We start from the raw sequence: 17,459 nt of genomic DNA, 5'->3' as shown, positions 1-17,459 counted from the left end.
TCGGCCCCTGCCGGCCTCAGCCCTTCTCGGGCGCCCGGTACTCGCGCACCGTGCGCAGGATCGCGCGTACCGTCCGGTCCGGGATCTCCTCCTTGACGCCCTTCACGCCGTGGAAGGACCAGGAGAGGAACTCGCCGTCGGCGTTCTTGAAGCCGAACGTGGTGGCCTTGCCGTCCGTGTCGCACGCGCCCTTCTTCGGCACGCCGGAGGAAGTGGCCGTCACCAGGCTGCCCTTGAGGCCCGACGCGGTCGTGTAGGACTCCGCCGGGCCGGCGGTCACCTTCTTCTTGTCCGGCTGGGCGTACCCGCCGTAGACCCAGGCCGTCGCGTTGTTCCGGGCGATCTCCGCCGTGCTGCTCGCGGTCTTGTTGCGCTTGGTGCCCGCGAGGCCGAGGGGCGTGTAGTCCTTCCTGCCGTCCTTGTCGTCGTCCGACGCGCACCAGCGCTCCTTCAGGACGGCGGGGGCGAGCATGGCGACGAGAGGGGTGTCCGAGGGGTCGTCGTTCTCCGCGACCCAGGTGGCGTAGTCGGCCGACTTCAGGTCCCACTGCGGCGGGACGTCGAAGGCGAGCCCGTCCCTGGGGTTCACGACGGTCTTCCAGCCCGGCACCGTCGGCTCGGGGCCGTCGTCCGTTCCCCGGCGGTCGGAGTCCTCCGGCTGCGCGGGGCGTGGCGCCTCGGTCGTGGAGCGGGTCGGCCCGGGCGTTGCCGCGTCGTCCTCGTCGCCGCCGAGGACCGCGAGGGCGGTGGCGGCAGCGGCCACGACGACCACCGCTGCGGCGGCGACGGCGATGACCTTGGTCCTGCGGGCGCGCCCGCCCGGCGGGGCGGCGGGCGCCGCGGACACCGTCGGCGCGTTCCACGGCTCCTGTGGCGAGGGTGCCGGGGTGTGCTGCTGGTAGGGGTTGGGCTGCTGGTAGCCCGGCTGCCGGTACGGGTTCGCGTCCTGTCCCGGGCCGGGGTCCGGCTGCCGGGGTCCATCGGGTTGATCTTGTCCTGGCCACATGGGCGTCCACGATAGGCCCGAAGGGAACGGCCGTTCGCACAAGCCTGGCCAAGCGCTGCTACTCGTGGGTAACATCCCGGTCATGAGCGCAGACCAGATGTCGATCGGCGAGATGCTCGCCGCCACCGTGCCCATGGCCCGGACCCTCAACCTGGAGTTCCTGGAGACGACCCCCGAGCGGGCCGTGGTCGAGCTGCCGGACCAGGCGGAGTACCACAACCACGTGGGCGGGCCGCACGCCGGCGCGATGTTCACCCTGGGGGAGTCCGCGAGCGGGGCCATCGTGCTCGCCGCGTTCGGGGACCAGCTCTCGCGGGCCGTGCCGCTCGCGGTGTCCGCGGACATCGCGTACAAGAAGCTCGCGATGGGCAGGGTCAAGGCCACCGCGACGCTGGGGCGCCCGGTCGCGGACGTCGTTGCCGAGCTCGACGCGGGGCGGCGCCCCGAGTTCCGCGTGGCCATCGCCCTCACCCGCGAGGACGGCGCCGTGACCGGCGAGATGTCCGTGACCTGGACCCTGCGGCCCAACGAGCCGAAGTAGGGCGCCACTTCCCCGGCCGGGACGGGCGCGTCTGAGTAGGCGTACTCAGGCGGGCCCGGCCGCGGACCGTGAGGATCGGTGGCATGGACCTGCCGATCGCGCCGCCCGCCCACGACGCCTCCGTCCGCACCCGCGCCGACACCGGGCCCGACGTCGGCGCGGCCGTCGGGCTCCTCGCGGCCCAAGTGCTCGTCCTCGCCGGGATCCTGGCGGCGTGGATAGCGAGCGGCCTCACCTTCGACCCCGCCGTCCGCGCCGAGTTCGACCGGCTCGACGGCTATCTCGTCGCCTCCGCCTGCGTGGGCGGTCTCGCGCTGCTCGCCACCGGTGTGGCGGTCCGGGTGCGGGCTCCGGTGACCGCGTGGAGCCAGGGGTTCATGGCCGTGGTGATCGCCGTGGCGGTCCTCGCCGGGTTCTCGTACCAGCGGCACGAGGACGAGGTGCGGCGGCCCGCGCCCGTGTGGACGGGGCAGGTCGGCTGCCGCAGCGGCGGGGACAGCCACGAGTGCGCGTCCACGGGCGGCTGAGGCGGCGCGCGGGCGGTGAGGCGTGAGCGGGTAGGCTGCCCCGGCGTGCGCGGTCATCGCGCGCGCCGGGGGAGTTGTCCGCGCACGGAAGGAACCGGGGTTGCACGTCCAGGAGTGGCTGGAGAACGTACCCGCCGTCAGCGTCTACGCGCTCGTCGGCCTCGTCATCGGCCTGGAGTCACTGGGCATTCCGCTGCCAGGTGAGATCGTCCTCGTCTCCGCGGCGCTCCTGTCGTCGCAGCACGGCGACGTGAACCCGGTGGTGCTCGGCGCCTGCGCCACCGCCGGGGCCGTGATCGGCGACTCCATCGGATACGCCATCGGCCGCAAGGGCGGCAGACCGCTGCTCGGCTGGCTGGAACGGAAGTTCCCCAAGCACTTCAGCGCGGCGAACGTCGGCAGTGCCGAGCGTTCCTTCCAGAAGTGGGGCATGTGGGCGGTCTTCTTCGGCCGCTTCGTCGCGCTCCTGCGCATCTTCGCGGGCCCCCTCGCGGGCGTCCTGCGCATGCCGTACTGGAAGTTCTTCACCGCCAACGTGCTCGGCGGCATCGTCTGGGCGGGCGGCACCACCGCCGTCATCTACTACATCGGCGTGGTCGCCGAGGACTGGCTGAAGCGGTTCTCGTACGTCGGTCTCGGCATCGCGGTGCTCATCGGCATCGGCTCGATGCTGCTGGTCAAGCGGCGGGCGAAGAAGGCCGCAGAGGAGCACGCGGCGAGCGAGGCCGCGGCCGCGTAGGAGCCGTGCGCGAGCGGCCGGGGACGGGCTCCGTCCCCGGCCGCTCGCGTGTGGGGTGGAAGCGCTCAGCCCTCCTGGGCGTGCGCGGCGCGGTGGGCCTTCGCGAGCTCCACGTACATCGCGCCGTTGAGCGAGATGCCCGCGCGCTCCTCCTCGGTGAGCGGCCGCTTCACCTTGGCGGGTACGCCCGCCACGAGCGAGCCCGGCGGCACCCGCATGCCCTGCGGCACCAGGGCCTGGGCGGCGACGAGCGAACCGGCGCCGATCACGGCGCCGTTGAGGACGGTCGCGCCCATGCCGATGAGGCAGTCGTCCTCGACGGTGCAGCCGTGCACGACGGCGTTGTGGCCGACCGAGACCCGCTCCCCGATGGTGACCGGGAAGCCGGGGTCCACGTGCAGGCTGCAGTTGTCCTGGATGTTGCTGTCGGCGCCGATCTCGATGGGCCCGCAGTCGGCGCGCAGGACCGCGCCGTACCAGGTGCTCGCGCCCGCGTGCAGCGTCACGTCACCGATCACCACGGACGTGGGCGCGGTGAACGCCTCCGGGTCGATCCGGGGGTCCTTGCCGCCGATGCCCATGACGAGTGCCTGGTGACTCATCGTTCTCTCCTTGGATCGTTGCGTCCGTCGCGCCTGAGCGAACCGTACGGGACCCCCGTCCCGGCCCGGCGGTGTGGGGTGAAGATCACAGGAGGGGGGAGTGCTCGCCCCGCGCGGGGCTGAGTAACGTGAGCGCGTGCCCAGGAACAAGAACGTGTTCTCATCCCTCGCCGCGTGGCGGCGCGGCGTCGCGCAGCGCGCCGTCCACGCGGGCTGGGCCTGGGTGCAGCGCACCGGCGCGGTCACCGCCCGGCGGCCGGGACGCCTGGAGTTCGGCGCGATCGGCGAGGGCACGAAGCTCGCCTTCCCGCAGGGCACGGTCTTCGGCGCCCCCTGGATCCGGCTCGGCGCGCACTGCATCGTGGGCGAACAGGTCACGTTGACCGCCGGGCTGATGCCCGACCTCGACCTCGGCCCCGACCCGATCCTGCGCGTCGGCGACGGCGTGGTCCTCGGGCGCGGCAGCCACGTGATCGCCGATACGTCGGTGACGATCGGCGACGACTGCTACTTCGGGCCGTATGTGTACGTCACCTCGACCAACCACAGCTACGACGATCCGCACACGCCGATCGGCAAGCAGTGGCCGCGCATGGAGCCGGTGGCGATCGGCTCCGGCTGCTGGATCGGCACGGGCGCGGTGATCCTGCCGGGCGCCAGGCTCGGCCGCAACGTGGTGGTCGCGGCGGGCGCCGTGGTCCGCGGCGAGGTGCCCGACCACGCCGTGGTGGCGGGGGCGCCCGCGCGGGTCGTCCGGACGTGGTGCGCGGAGCGGGGGTGGCAGCCGCCGCTGCGGACGCCCGCCCCGGTGCCGATCCCCGAAGGCATCACGCCGGAGCAGCTGCTCGCGCTCGGGGATCTGGAGGACCTCGGCCGCCTCGGCGAGCTGACCGACGCTGCGGACACCGAGGGCGGCGCCTAGCCGGGCCCGCCGGTGCGGGCGCCGCCGCCCCGCGCCGCCTCATCCCGTCGCCAGCAGCACCGTCCCCACCAGGGCGAGGCCCGCGCCCGCCGCCTGCACCCCGCGCAGCCGTTCCTTGAGGACGCCGCGCGCGGCGAGCGCGGTGACCACGGGGTAGAGGGAGGCGAGCACGGCCGCCACGGTGACGGGGCCGCCGCGGGCCGCCATCGCGTACGTGCCGTTGGCGGCGACGTCCGCGAGGCCGACGAAGGCGAGCGCGGGCAGGGCGGCCAGGACGAGCTGCATGCCGCCGCCCTCCGGCAGGGCCGCGCCGCCGCGCCGCACGCTGACGTACAGGGCTGTCCCGCCCGCCAGGACGTTGGTGACGCGCTGGACGAACAGCGCGAGGAACAGGCCCGTGACGCTGGTGGAGGCCTCCGCGATCAGGGCCATGACGGCGCCGAAGCCGAAGGCCGCGAGCAGCGTGAGCAGGACCGCCCGGCGCTGCACGGGAGCGCCGCGCAGCTCGGGCCCGCCCGCGAGGACGATGCCGACGACGGCCACGGCGATGCCGGCGAACTGCGCGGGGCCCGGTCGCTCGCCGAGGAACAGGCCGACGCCCACCGGCACCACGACGCCGAGGGAGCCGAGCGGCGAGACCACGCCCATCGGGCCGAGCGCGAGTGCCTTGTAGAAGGAGAGCATCGCGACCGGTCCCACCAGGCCCGCGCCGACGGCGAACCACAGCTGCGGGCCCCACTCGGTCCACGCGCCGGTCGCGACCACCACGACCCCGAGGACGGCCACCGCGACGCACTGGGACGCCACGACCACCGTCAGCGCGGGGACGCGCCGGGTCAGCAGTCCGCCACCGAAGTCGGCGAGGCCCCACAGCAGGCTCGTGGCCAGGGCGAACAGTGCTGTCAGTCCTGACATCGGGAACCTCGCAGTACAGTGTGGTGAACCATCGGGAGCCTTCGGGTGCACCACACCGTAGTTCAGTACAGTGAACCCTGTCATCCAAAATATTGGACGGAATGTGTCGGATCTCGACCAGCTCACGCAGTCGCTCGCGCGGAACCTGAAGCGCTGGCGCGGCGAGAGGGGCTTCACGCTCGACGCCCTCGCGGCCCGCTCCGGGGTCAGCCGCGGCATGATCATCCAGATCGAGCAGGCCCGCACCAACCCCAGCGTCGGCATCACCGTGAAGCTCGCCGACGCCCTCGGCATCAGCATCACCACGCTGCTCGACTACGAGCAGGGGCCGCACGTGCGCGTCGTACCGCCCGAGCAGATGGTGCGGATGTGGTCCACCGACGAGGGCTCCAGCACCACGCTGCTCGTCGGCGCCGAGGCGCGCGGCCCCTTCGAGCTGTGGTCGTGGCACCTGATGCCCGGCGACGGCAGCGACTCCGACGCGCATCCGCCCGGCACCATCGAGCTGCTGCACGTACGGGCCGGTGAGCTCACCCTCGTCGTGGACGGTGCGGAGCACCTCGTGCCCGCCGGGTCCTCGGCGACCTTCGAGGCCAACGTCCCGCACGGCTACCACAACAAGGGCGCCGAGCCGGTGGAGATGACCATGTCGGTGGCGGTGCCGCCCGCGCACGCCGGGTCGTACTGAGGGCCCGCCGCGGCGCGGCGCCCGGCCCCGGCCGGGCCGAACCGCCCTGTTACGGTGCGGACATGCGCGCCCCTCTCGGAAACTTCGACGTCGTCCGCCCCGCCCCGCAGGCCCTCGACCTGCTCGTCGCCCCCGTGGCCGACGCCGTCCGCGCCTGGAGCGGATCCGTGCCCGCCGACGAGTTGATCCACGTCGACACCGAGCCGCAGTGGGCGGACACCGCCGCGTTCGTGGAGCACTACGGCCCCGAGCTGCTCCAGGAGTCCGCGAACTGCGTCGTCGTCGCCGGGAAGCGCGGCGGCGAGACCACGCTCGCCGCGTGCGTGGTCCTCTCCGGCGCCCGCGTCGACGTCAACGGTGCCGTGCGCCGCCAACTGGGCGCCCGCAAGGCGTCGTTCGCGCCGATGGACACCGCCGTGGGCGAGACCGGCATGGAGTACGGCGGCATCACGCCGATCGGCCTGCCCGCGGGCTGGGCGCTGCTCGTGGACACCGCCGTGGCCGCCCTTCCGCACGTCCTGATCGGCAGCGGCAGCCGTCGCGGCAAGCTCATCGTGCCCGGCAAGGCGCTCGCCGACCTGCCGAACGCCGTGCTCATCGAGGGCCTCGGCACGGCCTGAGCGTCACTCCAGGCCGCCGCGGGCGATGAGCTGACGCACGATCACGTTCCGCTGGATCTCGTTGGTGCCCTCGCCGACGATCATCAACGGGGCGTCGCGGAAGTAGCGTTCGACGTCGAACTCCGTCGAGTAGCCGTGCCCGCCGTGCACCCGCACGGCGTCGAGCGCGATCCTCATGGCCGTCTCCGACGCGCACAGCTTGGCCATCCCCGCCTCCAGGTCGGCGCGGCGTCCCGCGTCGGCCGCGCGCGCCGCGTACAGGGTCAGCTGGCGCGCCGCCGTCAGTGACGTCGCCATGTCCGCCAGGTAGTTGCCGACGGACTGGTGGCGCCAGATGGGCTTGCCGAACGCCTCGCGCTCCTGGGCATAGCGCAGCGCGTCCTCGAACGCGGCGCGGCCCACGCCGAGCGCCCGCGCCGCCACCTGGAGGCGCCCGGTCTCCAGGCCGTGCATCATCTGGCCGAAGCCGTGCCCCTCGACCCCGCCGAGCAGCGCGTCCGGGCCCGCGCGGAAGTCCTCCAGGAGCAGCTCGCAGCTCTCCACGCCCTTGTAGCCGAGCTTCGGCAGGTCCCGCGCGACCGTCAGGCCGGGGCCGGGCTCGGCGAGCAGCACGGAGATGCCCCGGTGGCGCGGCTCGGCCTCGGGGTCGGTCTTGCACAGCAGGGCGAACAGGCCGGAGCGGCGGGCGTTGGTGATCCACGTCTTCGCGCCGTTCACCACGTACCCGGCGCCGTCGCGGCGGGCCACGGTGCGCAGCGCCTGGAGGTCGGAGCCGCCGTCCGGCTCGGTCAGGGCCATCGCCGCGCGGACCTCGCCGGTGGCCAGGAGCGGCAGCCACCGCGCCCGCTGCGCGTCGGTGCCGAACCGCAGCAGCAGCTTCACCACGACGGTGTGGCCGCCCATGGCGCCCGCGAGGCTCATCCAGCCGCGCGCCAGCTCCTCGGTGACCAGGACGAAGCACGGCGTCGACACGGGCGTCCCGCCGTACTCCTCCGGGACCGCGAGCCCGAACACGCCGAGCCGCTTCATCTCCTCGACGAGCGCCTCGGGATACGTGTCGGAGTGCTCCAGGTCGCGGACGACGGGCCGGACCCGCCGGTCCACGAAGTCCCGCACCGTGGCGACGGCCAGGCGCTCGGCGGGCGGCAGACCGTCCGGCGCGCTCACGCGCCCGCCTCCCCGGGGCGCGGCGTGCCGTTCGCGCCCCGAGGGAGCGGCCGGGCGCGGCCGTCGGGGCCGCGCCCCAGCTCGGCCAGGATCTTCTCCGTGTGCTCGCCCGCCGCGGGCACCGGGCCCATCCGGGGGCGCACCCCCGAGAGCCCGGCGGGCGGCAGGAGGGCGCGCATCGGGGGCGCGCCGCCCGGAAGACCCACCTCCCGCCAGCGCCCGCGCTCGGTCAGGACGGGGTGCTCCAGGAACTCGGCGACCGAGTTGACGCCCGCGTGAGCGATGTTCGCGGCGTCGAGCAGGGCCACCGCCTCCTCGCCGTCCAGCTCGGCGCACCGCGCCGCGACGATCCCGTCGAGCTCCTCGCGGTGCGCGACCCGGGCCGGGCCCGTGGCGAAGCGCGGCTCGTCGGCCAGCTCCGGGCGGCCGAGGAACACCCGGCACAGCGCCACCCACTCCGGCTCGTTCTGCACCGAGAACAGGACCTCCTTGCCGTCGCGCGCCGTGAACACGCCGTACGGCGCGACCGTCGCGTGCCGGGCGCCGACGCGCGGCGGCTGGGTGCCGCCGTAGCGGGTGTAGTACGCGGGCTGGCTCATCCACTCGGCGAGCGCGTCGAACAGGGACACCTCGACCGCCGGGGCCCGGCCGGTCGTCGCCCGCGTGTACAGCGCCGACAGGATGCCGCTGTACGCGTACATCCCGGCCGCGATGTCGGCCACCGAGATGCCGACGCGCACGGCCTCCTCCGGCGTTCCGGTGAGCGAGAGCAGCCCCGTCTGGCACTGCACGAGCAGGTCGTAGGCCTTGCGGTGGGCCCAGGGTCCGGACGTGCCGTAGCCGCTGACCGCGCAGGTGACGAGGGACGGGTGGCGGGCCTGGAGTTCCTCGGCCGAGAGGCCGAGCCGGGCGGCCGCGCCCGGCGCGAGGTTCTGCACGAACACGTCGGCCCGCGCGAGGAGTTCGCGCAGCACCTCCTGCCCGCGCGCGGACTTCACGTCCAGGGTGAGCGACTCCTTGGAGCGGTTCAGCCAGACGAAATAGCTGGCCTGGCCGTGCACGGTGGTGTCGTAGCGGCGGGCGAAGTCGCCGCCGCCCGGCCGCTCCACCTTGATCACGCGCGCGCCGAGGTCGGCGAGCTGGCGGGTGGCGAACGGGGCGGCCACGGCTTGTTCGAGGCTCAGCACGGTGATGCCGGTCAGGGGCAGGGGGTGCGGCATGGCGGGGCTCCATCCTCCCTCGGACGTCCGGAACTCTTTGTACGGGACAGCGACCCGCCGCGGTACGGGGCGTTGGGCCCGGGAGCCGGGAGCCGGGAGCCGGGAGCCGGGAGCCGGGAGCCGGGAGCCGGGAGCCGGGAGCCGGGGCGCGTGGCGCGTGGCGACGAGCGCCGGGGGCCGGGGCGCGTAGCTGTGGGCGCCGTTCACCTGATGCTCACGAGGGTCGGCCCGATCCGCCGCGCGGACCTCGTGCGCAGTTCAGCCGGGGCGGTCACCGTGCTGAGTGGGTGCCCTGCCTGTTCCCCTCCGTCGCAGTTCAACGAAGCGTTTCCCCGGACCAGCCCGAAGCGTTCCCACCGGACCGTCGCCCTTGAGGCCCTCCCCTTGAAGCCCCCGCCTTGAGGCCTTGTCGTCCTCAGGCCCGTCGCCCCCCCCACCGTCCCCGTCAGTCCCCGTCCGTCCCCGTCGAGATCGCCCGTCGAACGGAGAACGTACTGTCATGCCCGCGACACCTGCGACCCCCGCGACCCCGTCGGCGTCCCCGCCCGCCCCGGCCCCCGGCCGGACCTCCGGGACCCGCCCCGCCTACGTCCCCTCCATCGCCCACTCCGAGGAGCAGATCCGCGCCGCCCAGCGCCTGCGCTTCCAGGTGTTCGGCGAGGAGCTGGGCGCCGCCCTCGACACGCCCCTGCCCGGACACGACATCGACGCCTTCGACGCGCTCGCGGACCATCTGATCGTCACCGAGACCACGAGCGGCGCCGTCGTCGGCACCTACCGGCTCATCCCGCCCGGCCGCGGCGAGCTCTCCTACTCGGCGGGCGAGTTCGACCTGAGCGCCCTGGCCCCGCTGCGGCCCGCGACCATCGAGGCCGGACGGTCCTGCGTCCACCCCGACCACCGCTCCGGCGCCGTCATCAACCTGATGTGGTCCGCGCTCGCCCGCTACGTCCTGCTCTCCGGCCACCGCTATCTCGCGGGCTGCGCCTCCGTGCCGCTGGCCGACGGCGGCACCGCGGCCGCGAGCGCCTGGCTGCTCGGCACCGCCAAGCACGCCTCGCCGCCCGAGCTGCGCGTCCACCCGCACCGGCCGTGGACACCGCCCGAGCAGCGCGCCGGACACCGGCCGACGTACGCCGACCTGCCGCCGCTGCTGCGCGGATACCTGCGCCTGGGGGCCTGGATGTGCGGGGCGCCCGCGCACGACCCCGACTTCGACTCCGCCGACTTCTTCGTGGTGCTCGACACCCAGCGGCTCAACGAGCGCCACCGCCGCTTCTTCCTCGGCGACGAGGGATCCCGGGGGTCCGTGTGAACCCCTGGTCCGTGGACGCGGGCTGTCCGCGGACCTGCGCCCTGCGGGCCGACTCCCGTGTGGGCGCCGGCGGGGCCGCGCGGCGGTACGCGGCGCTCGGGCGCGAGCTCGGGCGGAGTCTGGCCCTCGGGGAGCGGCTCGCCGACGGCGACGCCGTACGGGTCCGGGCGCGGCGGGTCCTTGGGGCGCTCGGCGTGCGGCTCGACACGGGGCCGGTGCCCCTGACCGTGCCCGGCGGGGGCGCGGGCACGCTCGTCGTCGCCAACCACATCTCCTGGCTGGACGTGGTGGCGCTGCTCGCCGTCGAGCCCGTCGCCTTCGTCGCCAAGCGGGAGGTGGGCCGGTGGCCCGTCGTGGGGACGCTCGCGCGGCGGCTCGGCACGCAGTTCATCGACCGCGAGGGCGGTCGGCGTGAACTCCCCCTGATGGTGGAGGAGCTGGCCAAGACGCTCGCCCAGGGGCGCTCCGTGCTCGTCTTCCCCCAGGCCACGACCTGGTGCTCGGTCTCCGGCGGCCGGTTCCGGCGGGCGGCGTTCCAGGCGGCCGTGGACGCGGGGGCGGCGGTGCGCCCGGTGACCGTGGCGTACGAGGCGGGCGGGGCGGGAAGCACGACGGCGGCGTTCCTGGGCGACGAGGGTTTTGGGACGTCGCTGCGCAGGGTGGTGGGTGCGCGGGACCTGAGCGTGCGGGTCCTGGCGCACGCGCCGCTGTACGGGAGCGACCGCAAGGGCCTGGCCGAGGAGGCCTGGACCGCGGTCACGGGCTGTCGTCCGGTGCCGGGACTTCCGTGCGGTCCGGCGCACTAGGGCCCGTCCGAGGGGCACCTCCCCTTCCCGTGTGCGTCCCGCGCCACACGGATGTCAGGCACAACGGCTCAGGAACGGCGTAACCGCACCCTCAATCGTTCGCGCCCCGATCATTCGGGAAGCCCCGCCGAGATCCGTCCGCAATGGCGGAATATTCCTCTGGCGGTACCCACTGGCTGACGGCAGAATCACCACTCCAGTGACGTTCGATGCACTGTCCAGCTCACGTCGAAAAGCAGCACAAGCAACGTGCCAGAAAGCGCGACGAGAGGACGGTCGATGGACGCGGTATCTCCCACAGAAGCCACCTTCGCCCAGGCTATGGCGACGCGGCCGCAGAGTGCCCTGATGACGGGCCAGTTCCGGATCAAGCTCTACTACCCCAGCGGTACGTTCAAGGGCTATCTGAACAGGAACGGCGACAACTGGGCCATCTACAGCCAGGACCCGCTGACCCTCGAATTCTACGAGTGGAAAGGTGTGACCTACTACAAGATTCCTGGTGAGGGCCGGTATCTATCGGTCAGCAACAACGGGTACGGCGGCTTCTACGGCTGGTCCGGCGCATCGAGCTTCCGGCTCACCGACGACAAGGAGCTCGTCTCGAACTACAACGGGCAGCGGGCCTCGTTCCGCAACGGCGAGCCGTGGGTCTATTTCTGGGACGAGTACAACATCTTCAAGGTGGAGTTCGAGAAAGTCTGACCCCGAAGGCCGACCGGGAGTCCGCCCCCGAAGGCCGACCGGAACCCCGATGGTCGACCGGGACGCGGAAGTCTGATCGGGTTTCACCAGCCCGTGAACAGCACGTGATTGAGGGCCAGGGCGAGGACCGCCTGGCCCGCGAGCCAGAAGCGGCGACCGCGCTCGGGAAGGAGCGCTGTCGCCGCGAGCAGGAAGAGGGCGAACGGCAGCCAGATGCGTTCGGTCTCCGCCTTGCTCATGCCCGAGACGTCCGCGACCGCCACCGCGAGGAGGGCCGCGAGGGCAAGGCCCGCGACGCGGTCCGCCGCCGTGGACGCTCCGGCCCGCCAGCGGCGCGCCGCACCCGGTGAGGAACCCACCGCCCGGCGCAGCCCGGCCACCGTCGCGAGCCCCACGGTCAGCACCGTGCAGGCCGGATTGGCCCAGATCCAGTACCAGTAGGGGCGCACCCCGGCCGCACCCTGGTAATAGCGCTCCACCAACAGGCGGTACGCCTCCCACCAGTTGAAGCCGAACGCGGTGAACGCCGCGGGGACGACGAGCGCGCCCGCCACGAAGTACGGCAGCGGGCGCGGCGTCCTGGCCAGGACGAGGACGCCGGCCACGACCACCGCGAAGAGCGTGAGGCCGTACGACAGATAGCAGAGCAGGCCGTAGAGGAGGCCCGCGGCGCAGGCGGCGAGGGCGGGGCGGCGGACCGTGCGCGTCGCGGCGAGCGCGAGCAGCGCGGTCAGCCAGGCCGCGACGGCCGCGAAGTAGCCGTCCGCCGACGCGCCCATCCACACGGCGGCCGGAGCGAGCACGAGGAACGGCGCCGCCCGGCGCGCGCTCGCCTCGTCCCCGAGGACCTTCAGCGTGATCAGTACGGCGACGACGGCCGTGCTGCCCGCCGTGATGACGAACGCGCCCGCCCAGCCGCCGCCACCCAGGCCGATCCGGTCGAGGAGGACGAAGGTGAGCGGGGCGGCGGGCGGATGGCCCGCCGTGTGCGCGGGCCAGTGGTACGCGCCCGGCTCCCCGAGCAGGATGTACTGGGTGTAGTCCCGCAGCGTCGCCGGGATGTCCGCGAAGCGGTCGATGACCTGGAGGTACTCGTACTTCGTGGTGAGCCGCCGCGCCACGCCCCGGTGCCAGCCGTCCACGAGCGCGAGCGACCAGAGCCACGCCGTCGACGCCGCCCACGACGCGGCGAGCAGCGCCCGCCACGGCAGGCGGGCCGCGAGCACCGGGCCGTGGCCGACGACGGCGACGGCGACGGCGAGCGCCGCCGGGGTGCCGGGCCCGACGTGCGGATCCCAGTCGGCGTACAGCGGCGGCCAGTTGACGTGCAGGCTGCCGTCGGAGCGCTCGACGGCCCGCCCGACCACGACGGCGGCGGTGACGAGGAGGGCGGCGAGCCCGGCGGCGAGCAGATCGCGCCGGGGGCCGGGGGTACGTCGTTCGGGGTGGTTCACGCTGGCACGCTAGGCCGCCGGGGGCGCGTACGGGCCGCCGCGCCACCCCCCGTCACGGAACCGTCAGATCTTCCGCCGCCCCGGTGTACTCCGTCCGGGCCCACCGCGATCCGTCAGCGTTTCGTCATGCGTCGCGGCCGCCTCCGGGCCGCCCCACGGTCCTACGGTCGACGCGAGGCGACGGACCCGCGTCGCGCCGACCCGCGAGGACACGCCCATGGGCAAGCCAACAAGGCCGACGGCCACCAGCACCGCACGACAGACGGTGGAGCACGCGGCGACCGGCGTGTGGCGCAGCCCGCTGCGCGGCCCGTGGCTCACCTCCGTGCTCGGCGTGGTGCTCCTCGTCGGGATGACCCTGCTGTTCGTCACCGGGCTGCTGTCCTACGCCGCGTACAACCCCGGACTGTCGCCCGTCAACGACAAGACACCCGACAAGGGACTCCTCGGCTTCTACCTCTTCCCCTGGCCGACCCGTCCGCACTGGCTCTACCGCCTCACCCAGGGCCTGCACGTCACCGTCGGCATCACGCTCGTGCCGGTGCTGCTCGCCAAGCTGTGGTCGGTGCTCCCGAAGCTGTTCGAGCTGCCGCCCGTGCGGTCGGCGGGGCACGCCCTGGAACGCCTCTCGCTGCTGCTGCTCGTGGGCGGCGCCCTGTTCGAGTTCGCGACGGGCATCCTGAACGTGCAGCTGGAGTACGTCTTCCCGGGCTCGTTCTACCCCTTGCACTTCTACGGGGCGTGGGTGTTCTTCGCCGGGTTCGTCGCGCACGTGGTCCTGAAACTGCCGCGGACCGTACGGGTGTTGCGGGAGCGCGGGTTCCGGGCACAGCTGCGGACGAGCGGCCCCGAACCCGACCGCGGCTCCGGGCTCGTCGCCGAGCGGCCCGCCGGGCCGACCGTGTCCCGGCGGGGCGCGCTGGGCCTGGTCGGCGGCGGCTCGCTGCTGCTGTTCGCGACGACGGCGGGGCAGAGCTTCGACGGCTGGCCGCGCGCCACGGCCCTGTTCGCGCCGCACGGCGGCCGGGACCCGGGCACCGGACCCGGCGCGTTCCAGGTCAACAAGACGGCCGCGGCGGTGGGCCTGGGGCGCCGTGACCTCGTCGACGGCTGGCGGCTCGACGTCGTGGGCCGGGGCCGCACCGTGCGCCTGACCCGCGCCGATCTGCTCGCCCTGCCGCAGCACCGCGCGGACCTGCCCATCGCCTGCGTGGAGGGCTGGTCGACGTCCGACCAGGCCTGGCAGGGCGTCCGGCTGCGCGACCTGGCCGCGCTCGTCGGATACGAGGAAGGCGGGGAGGGCGGGGACGGTCCGCCCGGCGTCCTCGTGGAGTCCTTGCAGACCCGCGGCGCCTTCCGCCGCGCCGCGCTGCGCGACAACCAGGTCCGCGACCCGCGCTCGCTGCTCGCCCTGCGCGTCAACGGCGCCGACCTGACCCCCGACCACGGTTATCCGGCACGCGTCATCGTGCCCGCCGCACCGGGCGTACTGAACACCAAGTGGGTGGCGCGGATGACCTTCGGGGAGCTGGTATGAGCGAGTCCGGGAAGCGTACGGGCGGACCGACGTCCGGGCGGCCGGGCACGGGCGGCCGGTGGCCGGGCAGGGGCGGCCGGTGGCCGGGGGCGGCGCGCCGCCGGTACGGGGCGGCCCCCTGCCACCTCCTGCTGCTGCTCGCCTCGTTCGCGCTCGCCGGGTACGCGGGGGTGCGGCTGCTGCGCGACGACTGGACGGCGGTCGCGGTGTGGTTCGTCGGCGCCGCGCTGCTGCACGACCTCCTGCTCGCGCCGCTGTACGCGGCCGCCGACCGGGCGGTCACGGCCGCGCTGGGCGGGCGGCGCCGGAACCTGACCGCGTACGTACGGGTCCCGGCGGCCCTGTCGCTGCTGCTCCTGCTGGTGTGGTTCCCGCTGATCACCCGTCAGGTGCCGCGCTACGAACGGGCCACGGGGCTGCCCGCCGACGTGTTCCTGGCCCGCTGGCTGCTGGTCACGGCGGGCCTCTTCGCGGGCTCCGCGCTGTGGCTCGCGCTGCGGGCCGCGCGGCGCCGCAGGGCCACGAAGCAGCGGCCGTCGGCCGTCCACTGATCGGCCGGGCGCAGCCCCGCAGGGCGGGCGTGGCCGAGAAGCGCGGCGGTGCCGAGCCGGGCCCACGGGAACGTACCCCCGGGCCCGGCGCGCCCCGTGCCGTCGTCGACGCGGACACGGACGCGCTCGTCCACGTCGACGGGTGCCGCCTCGGCGATCAACAGGCCGCCCGGAGCGAGCAGTCCGGCGACGCGGCCGAGGAGCGCGGCCGGGTCGCCGCCGATGCCGACGTTGCCGTCCATGAGCAGCGCGGTGCCCCACCGGCCCTCGCCCGGCAACGGGTCGAAGACCGACCGGCGCAGGGCGGAGCCGCCGAGGCGCAGCGTGTGCCGGACCGCCGCCTCGCTGACGTCGATGCCGAGCGCGCGGTGGCCTCCGGCGGCGAGCGCCGCGACCAGGCGGCCCGGGCCGCAGCCGATGTCGATGACGGGTCCCGCGCAGCGGCGCAGCGCCGAGCGGTCGGCCGGATCGGGCGCCGCGCACCAGCGTTCCACGTCGAGCGGGAGCAGCCAGCCGTCGGCCCGGCGCAGGAACAGCGGGCCGCGCCCGGCGCGCAGCGCCTCCTCGTACAGGTCGGCACCCCACGGCGGCGGCGGTACGACGGTGCTCATCGGCGGGCCGTCCCGTCGATCCGGGCGGTTCCGTCGAGCCGGGTCGTCCCGTCGATCCGGGCCGGGCGGTCGATCCGGGCCAGTACGGCGGCGAACCGGGTGCCGGGAGCCAGGGCCGCGACGTGGGCGGCGTCGGCCGCCGTGTCGACGTCCCGCAGCACCGCGAGGTCGCGCACGCGCAGGCCGGCCCCGGTGAGCCGGGCGCGCTGCGCGGCGCCGGTCGTCGGCGTGGACATGGGCACCCCGCGCAGCAGGTCCGGGTCGGGTTCGGCGAGTCCGAGGGCCCAGAACCCGCCGTCGGCGGCGGGCCCGAACCAGGCGTCGGCGTCCCGCCGGGCGTCGGCCGCGAGCGCGGGCGCGAGGAGCGCGGGCGTCACCTGCGGGGTGTCCATGCCGATGAGCACGGCCGGCCCCGCGCAGCCCGCGAACGCGGCGGCGATGCGCGCGTCGAGCCCGCCCGCGGCCTGCGGCACCACCTCGATGCCGGGCGGCAGCCAGGGCCCCGGTTCCCCGGCGAGCACGAGCACTCTGCGCCGCGCGGGAGCCGCGAGCACGGCGTCCAGGGTGTCGCGGAGCGCGGCCTCGGCGAGCCGGGCGGCCTCGTGCGGGGTGTAGGGCGGGGTGAGCCGGGTCTTCACCGCGCCGGGGACGGGAGCCTTGGCGATGACCAGGAGCGTGGCGGGCCCCGTGCGCGCGGTCATCGCGTGCCCGCCGCGCGCGGGCCGCGCGGCCGTGGCTCGAGGGGAGGTTCGGCGAGGACGCGGCGCATGTCCCGCACCGCCTGCCAGGTGCCCCGCCAGGTGCCGGTGACCTTGGACGCGCCCACGCGCGGCAGATACGGCACGTCGCGCTCCTCGATCCGCAGGCCCGCGTCGGCGGCCCGCACCACCATCTGCAACGGATAGCCGCTGCGCCGGTCGGTGAGGCCGAGGGACAGCAGGTCCGTGCGGTGCGCCGCCCGCAGCGGGCCCAGGTCGCGCAGGGCGAGACCGGTGCGGCGGCGCAGCATCAGCGAGAGCGCGAGGTTGCCCGCGCGGGCGTGCGGCGGCCAGGCTCCGCGCGCCTGGGGCCGCCTGCGGCCCAGGACGAGGTCGGCGCGGCCCGCCGCGACGTCGCGGACGAACGGCACCAGCAGGCCCGGGTCGAGGGAGGCGTCGCAGTCGCAGAAGCACACGACGTCCGCGTCGGCGGCGGTGAGCCCGGCGTGGCAGGCGGCGCCGAAGCCGCGCCGGGGCTCGTGCACGACGGTCGCGCCGAGCGCGCGGGCGACGTCCGCCGAGCCGTCCGTGGAGCCGTTGTCCACGACGATCGCGCGCCAGCCCGCCGGAACGCGGGCGAGCACCCACGGAAGCGCCGCGGCCTCGTCCAGACAGGGCAGCACGATGTCAGCGGGCGGAACGGGTCGCTCCGCCGAAGCCGGGGAGTCGGGGGAAGGGTGAGTCACGGCCCTCACCCTACGAAGCGGAAACGGACAAAAAGGACTTCGGGTCCTTACGAAACGCGGACGTCGGGGCTGTCGGACCCCGCGCGGTC

At 74.6% G+C, this 17,459-nt stretch carries 19 protein-coding genes; 10 read left to right on the top strand and 9 right to left on the bottom strand.

The window, feature by feature from the left end:
* Nucleotides 1–16 precede the first annotated feature (16 nt).
* Nucleotides 17–1,006: a hypothetical protein gene (locus C9F11_RS06900; protein ID WP_138958411.1), complete on the bottom strand. Its 990-nt coding sequence runs from the start codon at nt 1,004–1,006 to the stop codon at nt 17–19.
* An 82-nt stretch (nt 1,007–1,088) separates the two neighbouring features.
* Here C9F11_RS06900 and C9F11_RS06895 point away from each other — a divergent pair, with 82 nt between their 5' ends.
* The 3 genes from C9F11_RS06895 (at nt 1,089) to C9F11_RS06885 (ending at nt 2,813) form a co-directional block, all read left to right on the top strand.
* The gene (locus C9F11_RS06895) at nt 1,089–1,547 is read left to right on the top strand and encodes a DUF4442 domain-containing protein (protein ID WP_171075657.1); all 459 of its coding nucleotides are present in this window, start codon (nt 1,089–1,091) and stop codon (nt 1,545–1,547) included.
* Between the two features lie 83 nt (nt 1,548–1,630).
* The gene (locus tag C9F11_RS06890) at nt 1,631–2,074 is read left to right on the top strand and encodes a DUF6234 family protein (protein WP_138958410.1); all 444 of its coding nucleotides are present in this window, start codon (nt 1,631–1,633) and stop codon (nt 2,072–2,074) included.
* A 100-nt stretch (nt 2,075–2,174) separates the two neighbouring features.
* Entirely contained in the window at nt 2,175–2,813 is a 639-nt protein-coding gene (locus C9F11_RS06885) for a DedA family protein (protein ID WP_138958409.1), read from the top strand.
* Between the two features lie 65 nt (nt 2,814–2,878).
* Here the strand turns inward: C9F11_RS06885 and C9F11_RS06880 are convergent, their stop codons facing one another.
* Nucleotides 2,879–3,415 (bottom strand): gamma carbonic anhydrase family protein, encoded by a 537-nt coding sequence (locus C9F11_RS06880; RefSeq protein ID WP_138958408.1) that lies wholly within the window; start codon nt 3,413–3,415, stop codon nt 2,879–2,881.
* A gap of 136 nt (nt 3,416–3,551) precedes the next feature.
* Here C9F11_RS06880 and C9F11_RS06875 point away from each other — a divergent pair, with 136 nt between their 5' ends.
* Complete coding sequence (locus tag C9F11_RS06875; RefSeq protein WP_138958407.1) at nt 3,552–4,337, top strand: acyltransferase; 786 nt, start codon at nt 3,552–3,554, stop codon at nt 4,335–4,337.
* A gap of 39 nt (nt 4,338–4,376) precedes the next feature.
* Here the strand turns inward: C9F11_RS06875 and C9F11_RS06870 are convergent, their stop codons facing one another.
* Nucleotides 4,377–5,243 carry a DMT family transporter gene (locus C9F11_RS06870; protein WP_138966180.1) on the bottom strand — a complete coding sequence of 289 codons (867 nt, stop codon included), beginning with the start codon at nt 5,241–5,243 and terminating at the stop codon, nt 4,377–4,379.
* A gap of 112 nt (nt 5,244–5,355) precedes the next feature.
* On the opposite strand from C9F11_RS06870, the gene C9F11_RS06865 reads away from it, so the two are divergent.
* A complete protein-coding gene (locus tag C9F11_RS06865) occupies nt 5,356–5,940 on the top strand; it encodes an XRE family transcriptional regulator (RefSeq protein WP_030678512.1) in 585 nt (194 codons plus the stop codon).
* Between the two features lie 62 nt (nt 5,941–6,002).
* Nucleotides 6,003–6,560, top strand: a complete 558-nt coding sequence (locus tag C9F11_RS06860) for a YbaK/EbsC family protein (protein WP_138958406.1) — start codon at nt 6,003–6,005, stop codon at nt 6,558–6,560.
* Nucleotides 6,561–6,563: 3 nt separating this feature from the next.
* Here C9F11_RS06860 and C9F11_RS06855 read toward each other — a convergent pair whose 3' ends face one another.
* Nucleotides 6,564–7,727, bottom strand: coding sequence for an acyl-CoA dehydrogenase family protein (locus C9F11_RS06855; RefSeq protein WP_138958405.1), 1,164 nt, complete (start codon nt 7,725–7,727; stop codon nt 6,564–6,566).
* Nucleotides 7,724–8,947 carry a CaiB/BaiF CoA-transferase family protein gene (locus C9F11_RS06850; RefSeq protein ID WP_138958404.1) on the bottom strand — a complete coding sequence of 408 codons (1,224 nt, stop codon included), beginning with the start codon at nt 8,945–8,947 and terminating at the stop codon, nt 7,724–7,726. Before C9F11_RS06850 ends, C9F11_RS06855 begins: the two co-directional genes overlap by 4 nt.
* A 499-nt stretch (nt 8,948–9,446) precedes the next feature.
* Here C9F11_RS06850 and C9F11_RS06840 point away from each other — a divergent pair, with 499 nt between their 5' ends.
* The 3 genes from C9F11_RS06840 (at nt 9,447) to C9F11_RS06830 (ending at nt 11,773) form a co-directional block, all read left to right on the top strand.
* Nucleotides 9,447–10,262 carry a GNAT family N-acyltransferase gene (locus C9F11_RS06840; RefSeq protein WP_138958402.1) on the top strand — a complete coding sequence of 272 codons (816 nt, stop codon included), beginning with the start codon at nt 9,447–9,449 and terminating at the stop codon, nt 10,260–10,262.
* Nucleotides 10,259–11,068, top strand: a complete 810-nt coding sequence (locus tag C9F11_RS06835) for a lysophospholipid acyltransferase family protein (protein ID WP_249401630.1) — start codon at nt 10,259–10,261, stop codon at nt 11,066–11,068. Before C9F11_RS06840 ends, C9F11_RS06835 begins: the two co-directional genes overlap by 4 nt.
* Before the next feature lie 348 nt (nt 11,069–11,416).
* On the top strand, nt 11,417–11,773 hold the full coding sequence (locus C9F11_RS06830) for a hypothetical protein (protein WP_138958401.1): 357 nt from the start codon (nt 11,417–11,419) through the stop codon (nt 11,771–11,773).
* An 83-nt stretch (nt 11,774–11,856) separates the two neighbouring features.
* On the opposite strand, the gene C9F11_RS06825 is transcribed toward C9F11_RS06830, so the two are convergent.
* Nucleotides 11,857–13,227 (bottom strand): hypothetical protein, encoded by a 1,371-nt coding sequence (locus C9F11_RS06825; protein WP_138958400.1) that lies wholly within the window; start codon nt 13,225–13,227, stop codon nt 11,857–11,859.
* 217 nt (nt 13,228–13,444) lie between these two features.
* Here C9F11_RS06825 and C9F11_RS06820 point away from each other — a divergent pair, with 217 nt between their 5' ends.
* A complete protein-coding gene (locus C9F11_RS06820) occupies nt 13,445–14,764 on the top strand; it encodes a molybdopterin-dependent oxidoreductase (protein ID WP_138958399.1) in 1,320 nt (439 codons plus the stop codon).
* Nucleotides 14,765–15,161: 397 nt separating this feature from the next.
* Here C9F11_RS06820 and C9F11_RS06810 read toward each other — a convergent pair whose 3' ends face one another.
* From C9F11_RS06810 to C9F11_RS06800, 3 genes are read right to left on the bottom strand one after another with little or no spacing between them, the layout of a single operon-like run.
* Complete coding sequence (locus tag C9F11_RS06810) at nt 15,162–15,926, bottom strand: methyltransferase domain-containing protein (protein ID WP_138958398.1); 765 nt, start codon at nt 15,924–15,926, stop codon at nt 15,162–15,164.
* Nucleotides 15,923–16,627, bottom strand: coding sequence for a DUF2064 domain-containing protein (locus C9F11_RS06805; protein ID WP_138958397.1), 705 nt, complete (start codon nt 16,625–16,627; stop codon nt 15,923–15,925). The genes C9F11_RS06810 and C9F11_RS06805 overlap by 4 nt, the downstream gene beginning before the upstream one ends.
* A complete protein-coding gene (locus tag C9F11_RS06800; protein ID WP_138958396.1) occupies nt 16,624–17,370 on the bottom strand; it encodes a glycosyltransferase family 2 protein in 747 nt (248 codons plus the stop codon). Before C9F11_RS06800 ends, C9F11_RS06805 begins: the two co-directional genes overlap by 4 nt.
* Nucleotides 17,371–17,459 lie beyond the last annotated feature (89 nt).

This window comes from Streptomyces sp. YIM 121038, from assembly GCF_006088715.1.
Classification (GTDB): Bacteria; Actinomycetota; Actinomycetes; order Streptomycetales; family Streptomycetaceae; genus Streptomyces.
The sequence above is the reverse complement of the archived record's forward strand: the minus strand, read 5'-3'. Positions and strand labels throughout refer to the sequence as shown.

What these genes read in the sequence shown, in the direction of transcription:
- C9F11_RS06900 (WP_138958411.1), bottom strand. Translation starts at nt 1,006, where the DNA reads ATGTGGCCAGGACAAGATCAACCCGATGGACCCCGGCAGCCGGACCCC.
- C9F11_RS06895 (WP_171075657.1), top strand. Translation starts at nt 1,089, where the DNA reads ATGAGCGCAGACCAGATGTCGATCGGCGAGATGCTCGCCGCCACCGTG.
- C9F11_RS06890 (WP_138958410.1), top strand. Translation starts at nt 1,631, where the DNA reads ATGGACCTGCCGATCGCGCCGCCCGCCCACGACGCCTCCGTCCGCACC.
- C9F11_RS06880 (WP_138958408.1), bottom strand. Translation starts at nt 3,415, where the DNA reads ATGAGTCACCAGGCACTCGTCATGGGCATCGGCGGCAAGGACCCCCGG.
- C9F11_RS06860 (WP_138958406.1), top strand. Translation starts at nt 6,003, where the DNA reads ATGCGCGCCCCTCTCGGAAACTTCGACGTCGTCCGCCCCGCCCCGCAG.
- C9F11_RS06850 (WP_138958404.1), bottom strand. Translation starts at nt 8,947, where the DNA reads ATGCCGCACCCCCTGCCCCTGACCGGCATCACCGTGCTGAGCCTCGAA.
- C9F11_RS06840 (WP_138958402.1), top strand. Translation starts at nt 9,447, where the DNA reads ATGCCCGCGACACCTGCGACCCCCGCGACCCCGTCGGCGTCCCCGCCC.
- C9F11_RS06830 (WP_138958401.1), top strand. Translation starts at nt 11,417, where the DNA reads ATGACGGGCCAGTTCCGGATCAAGCTCTACTACCCCAGCGGTACGTTC.
- C9F11_RS06820 (WP_138958399.1), top strand. Translation starts at nt 13,445, where the DNA reads ATGGGCAAGCCAACAAGGCCGACGGCCACCAGCACCGCACGACAGACG.
- C9F11_RS06810 (WP_138958398.1), bottom strand. Translation starts at nt 15,926, where the DNA reads ATGAGCACCGTCGTACCGCCGCCGCCGTGGGGTGCCGACCTGTACGAG.
- C9F11_RS06805 (WP_138958397.1), bottom strand. Translation starts at nt 16,627, where the DNA reads ATGACCGCGCGCACGGGGCCCGCCACGCTCCTGGTCATCGCCAAGGCT.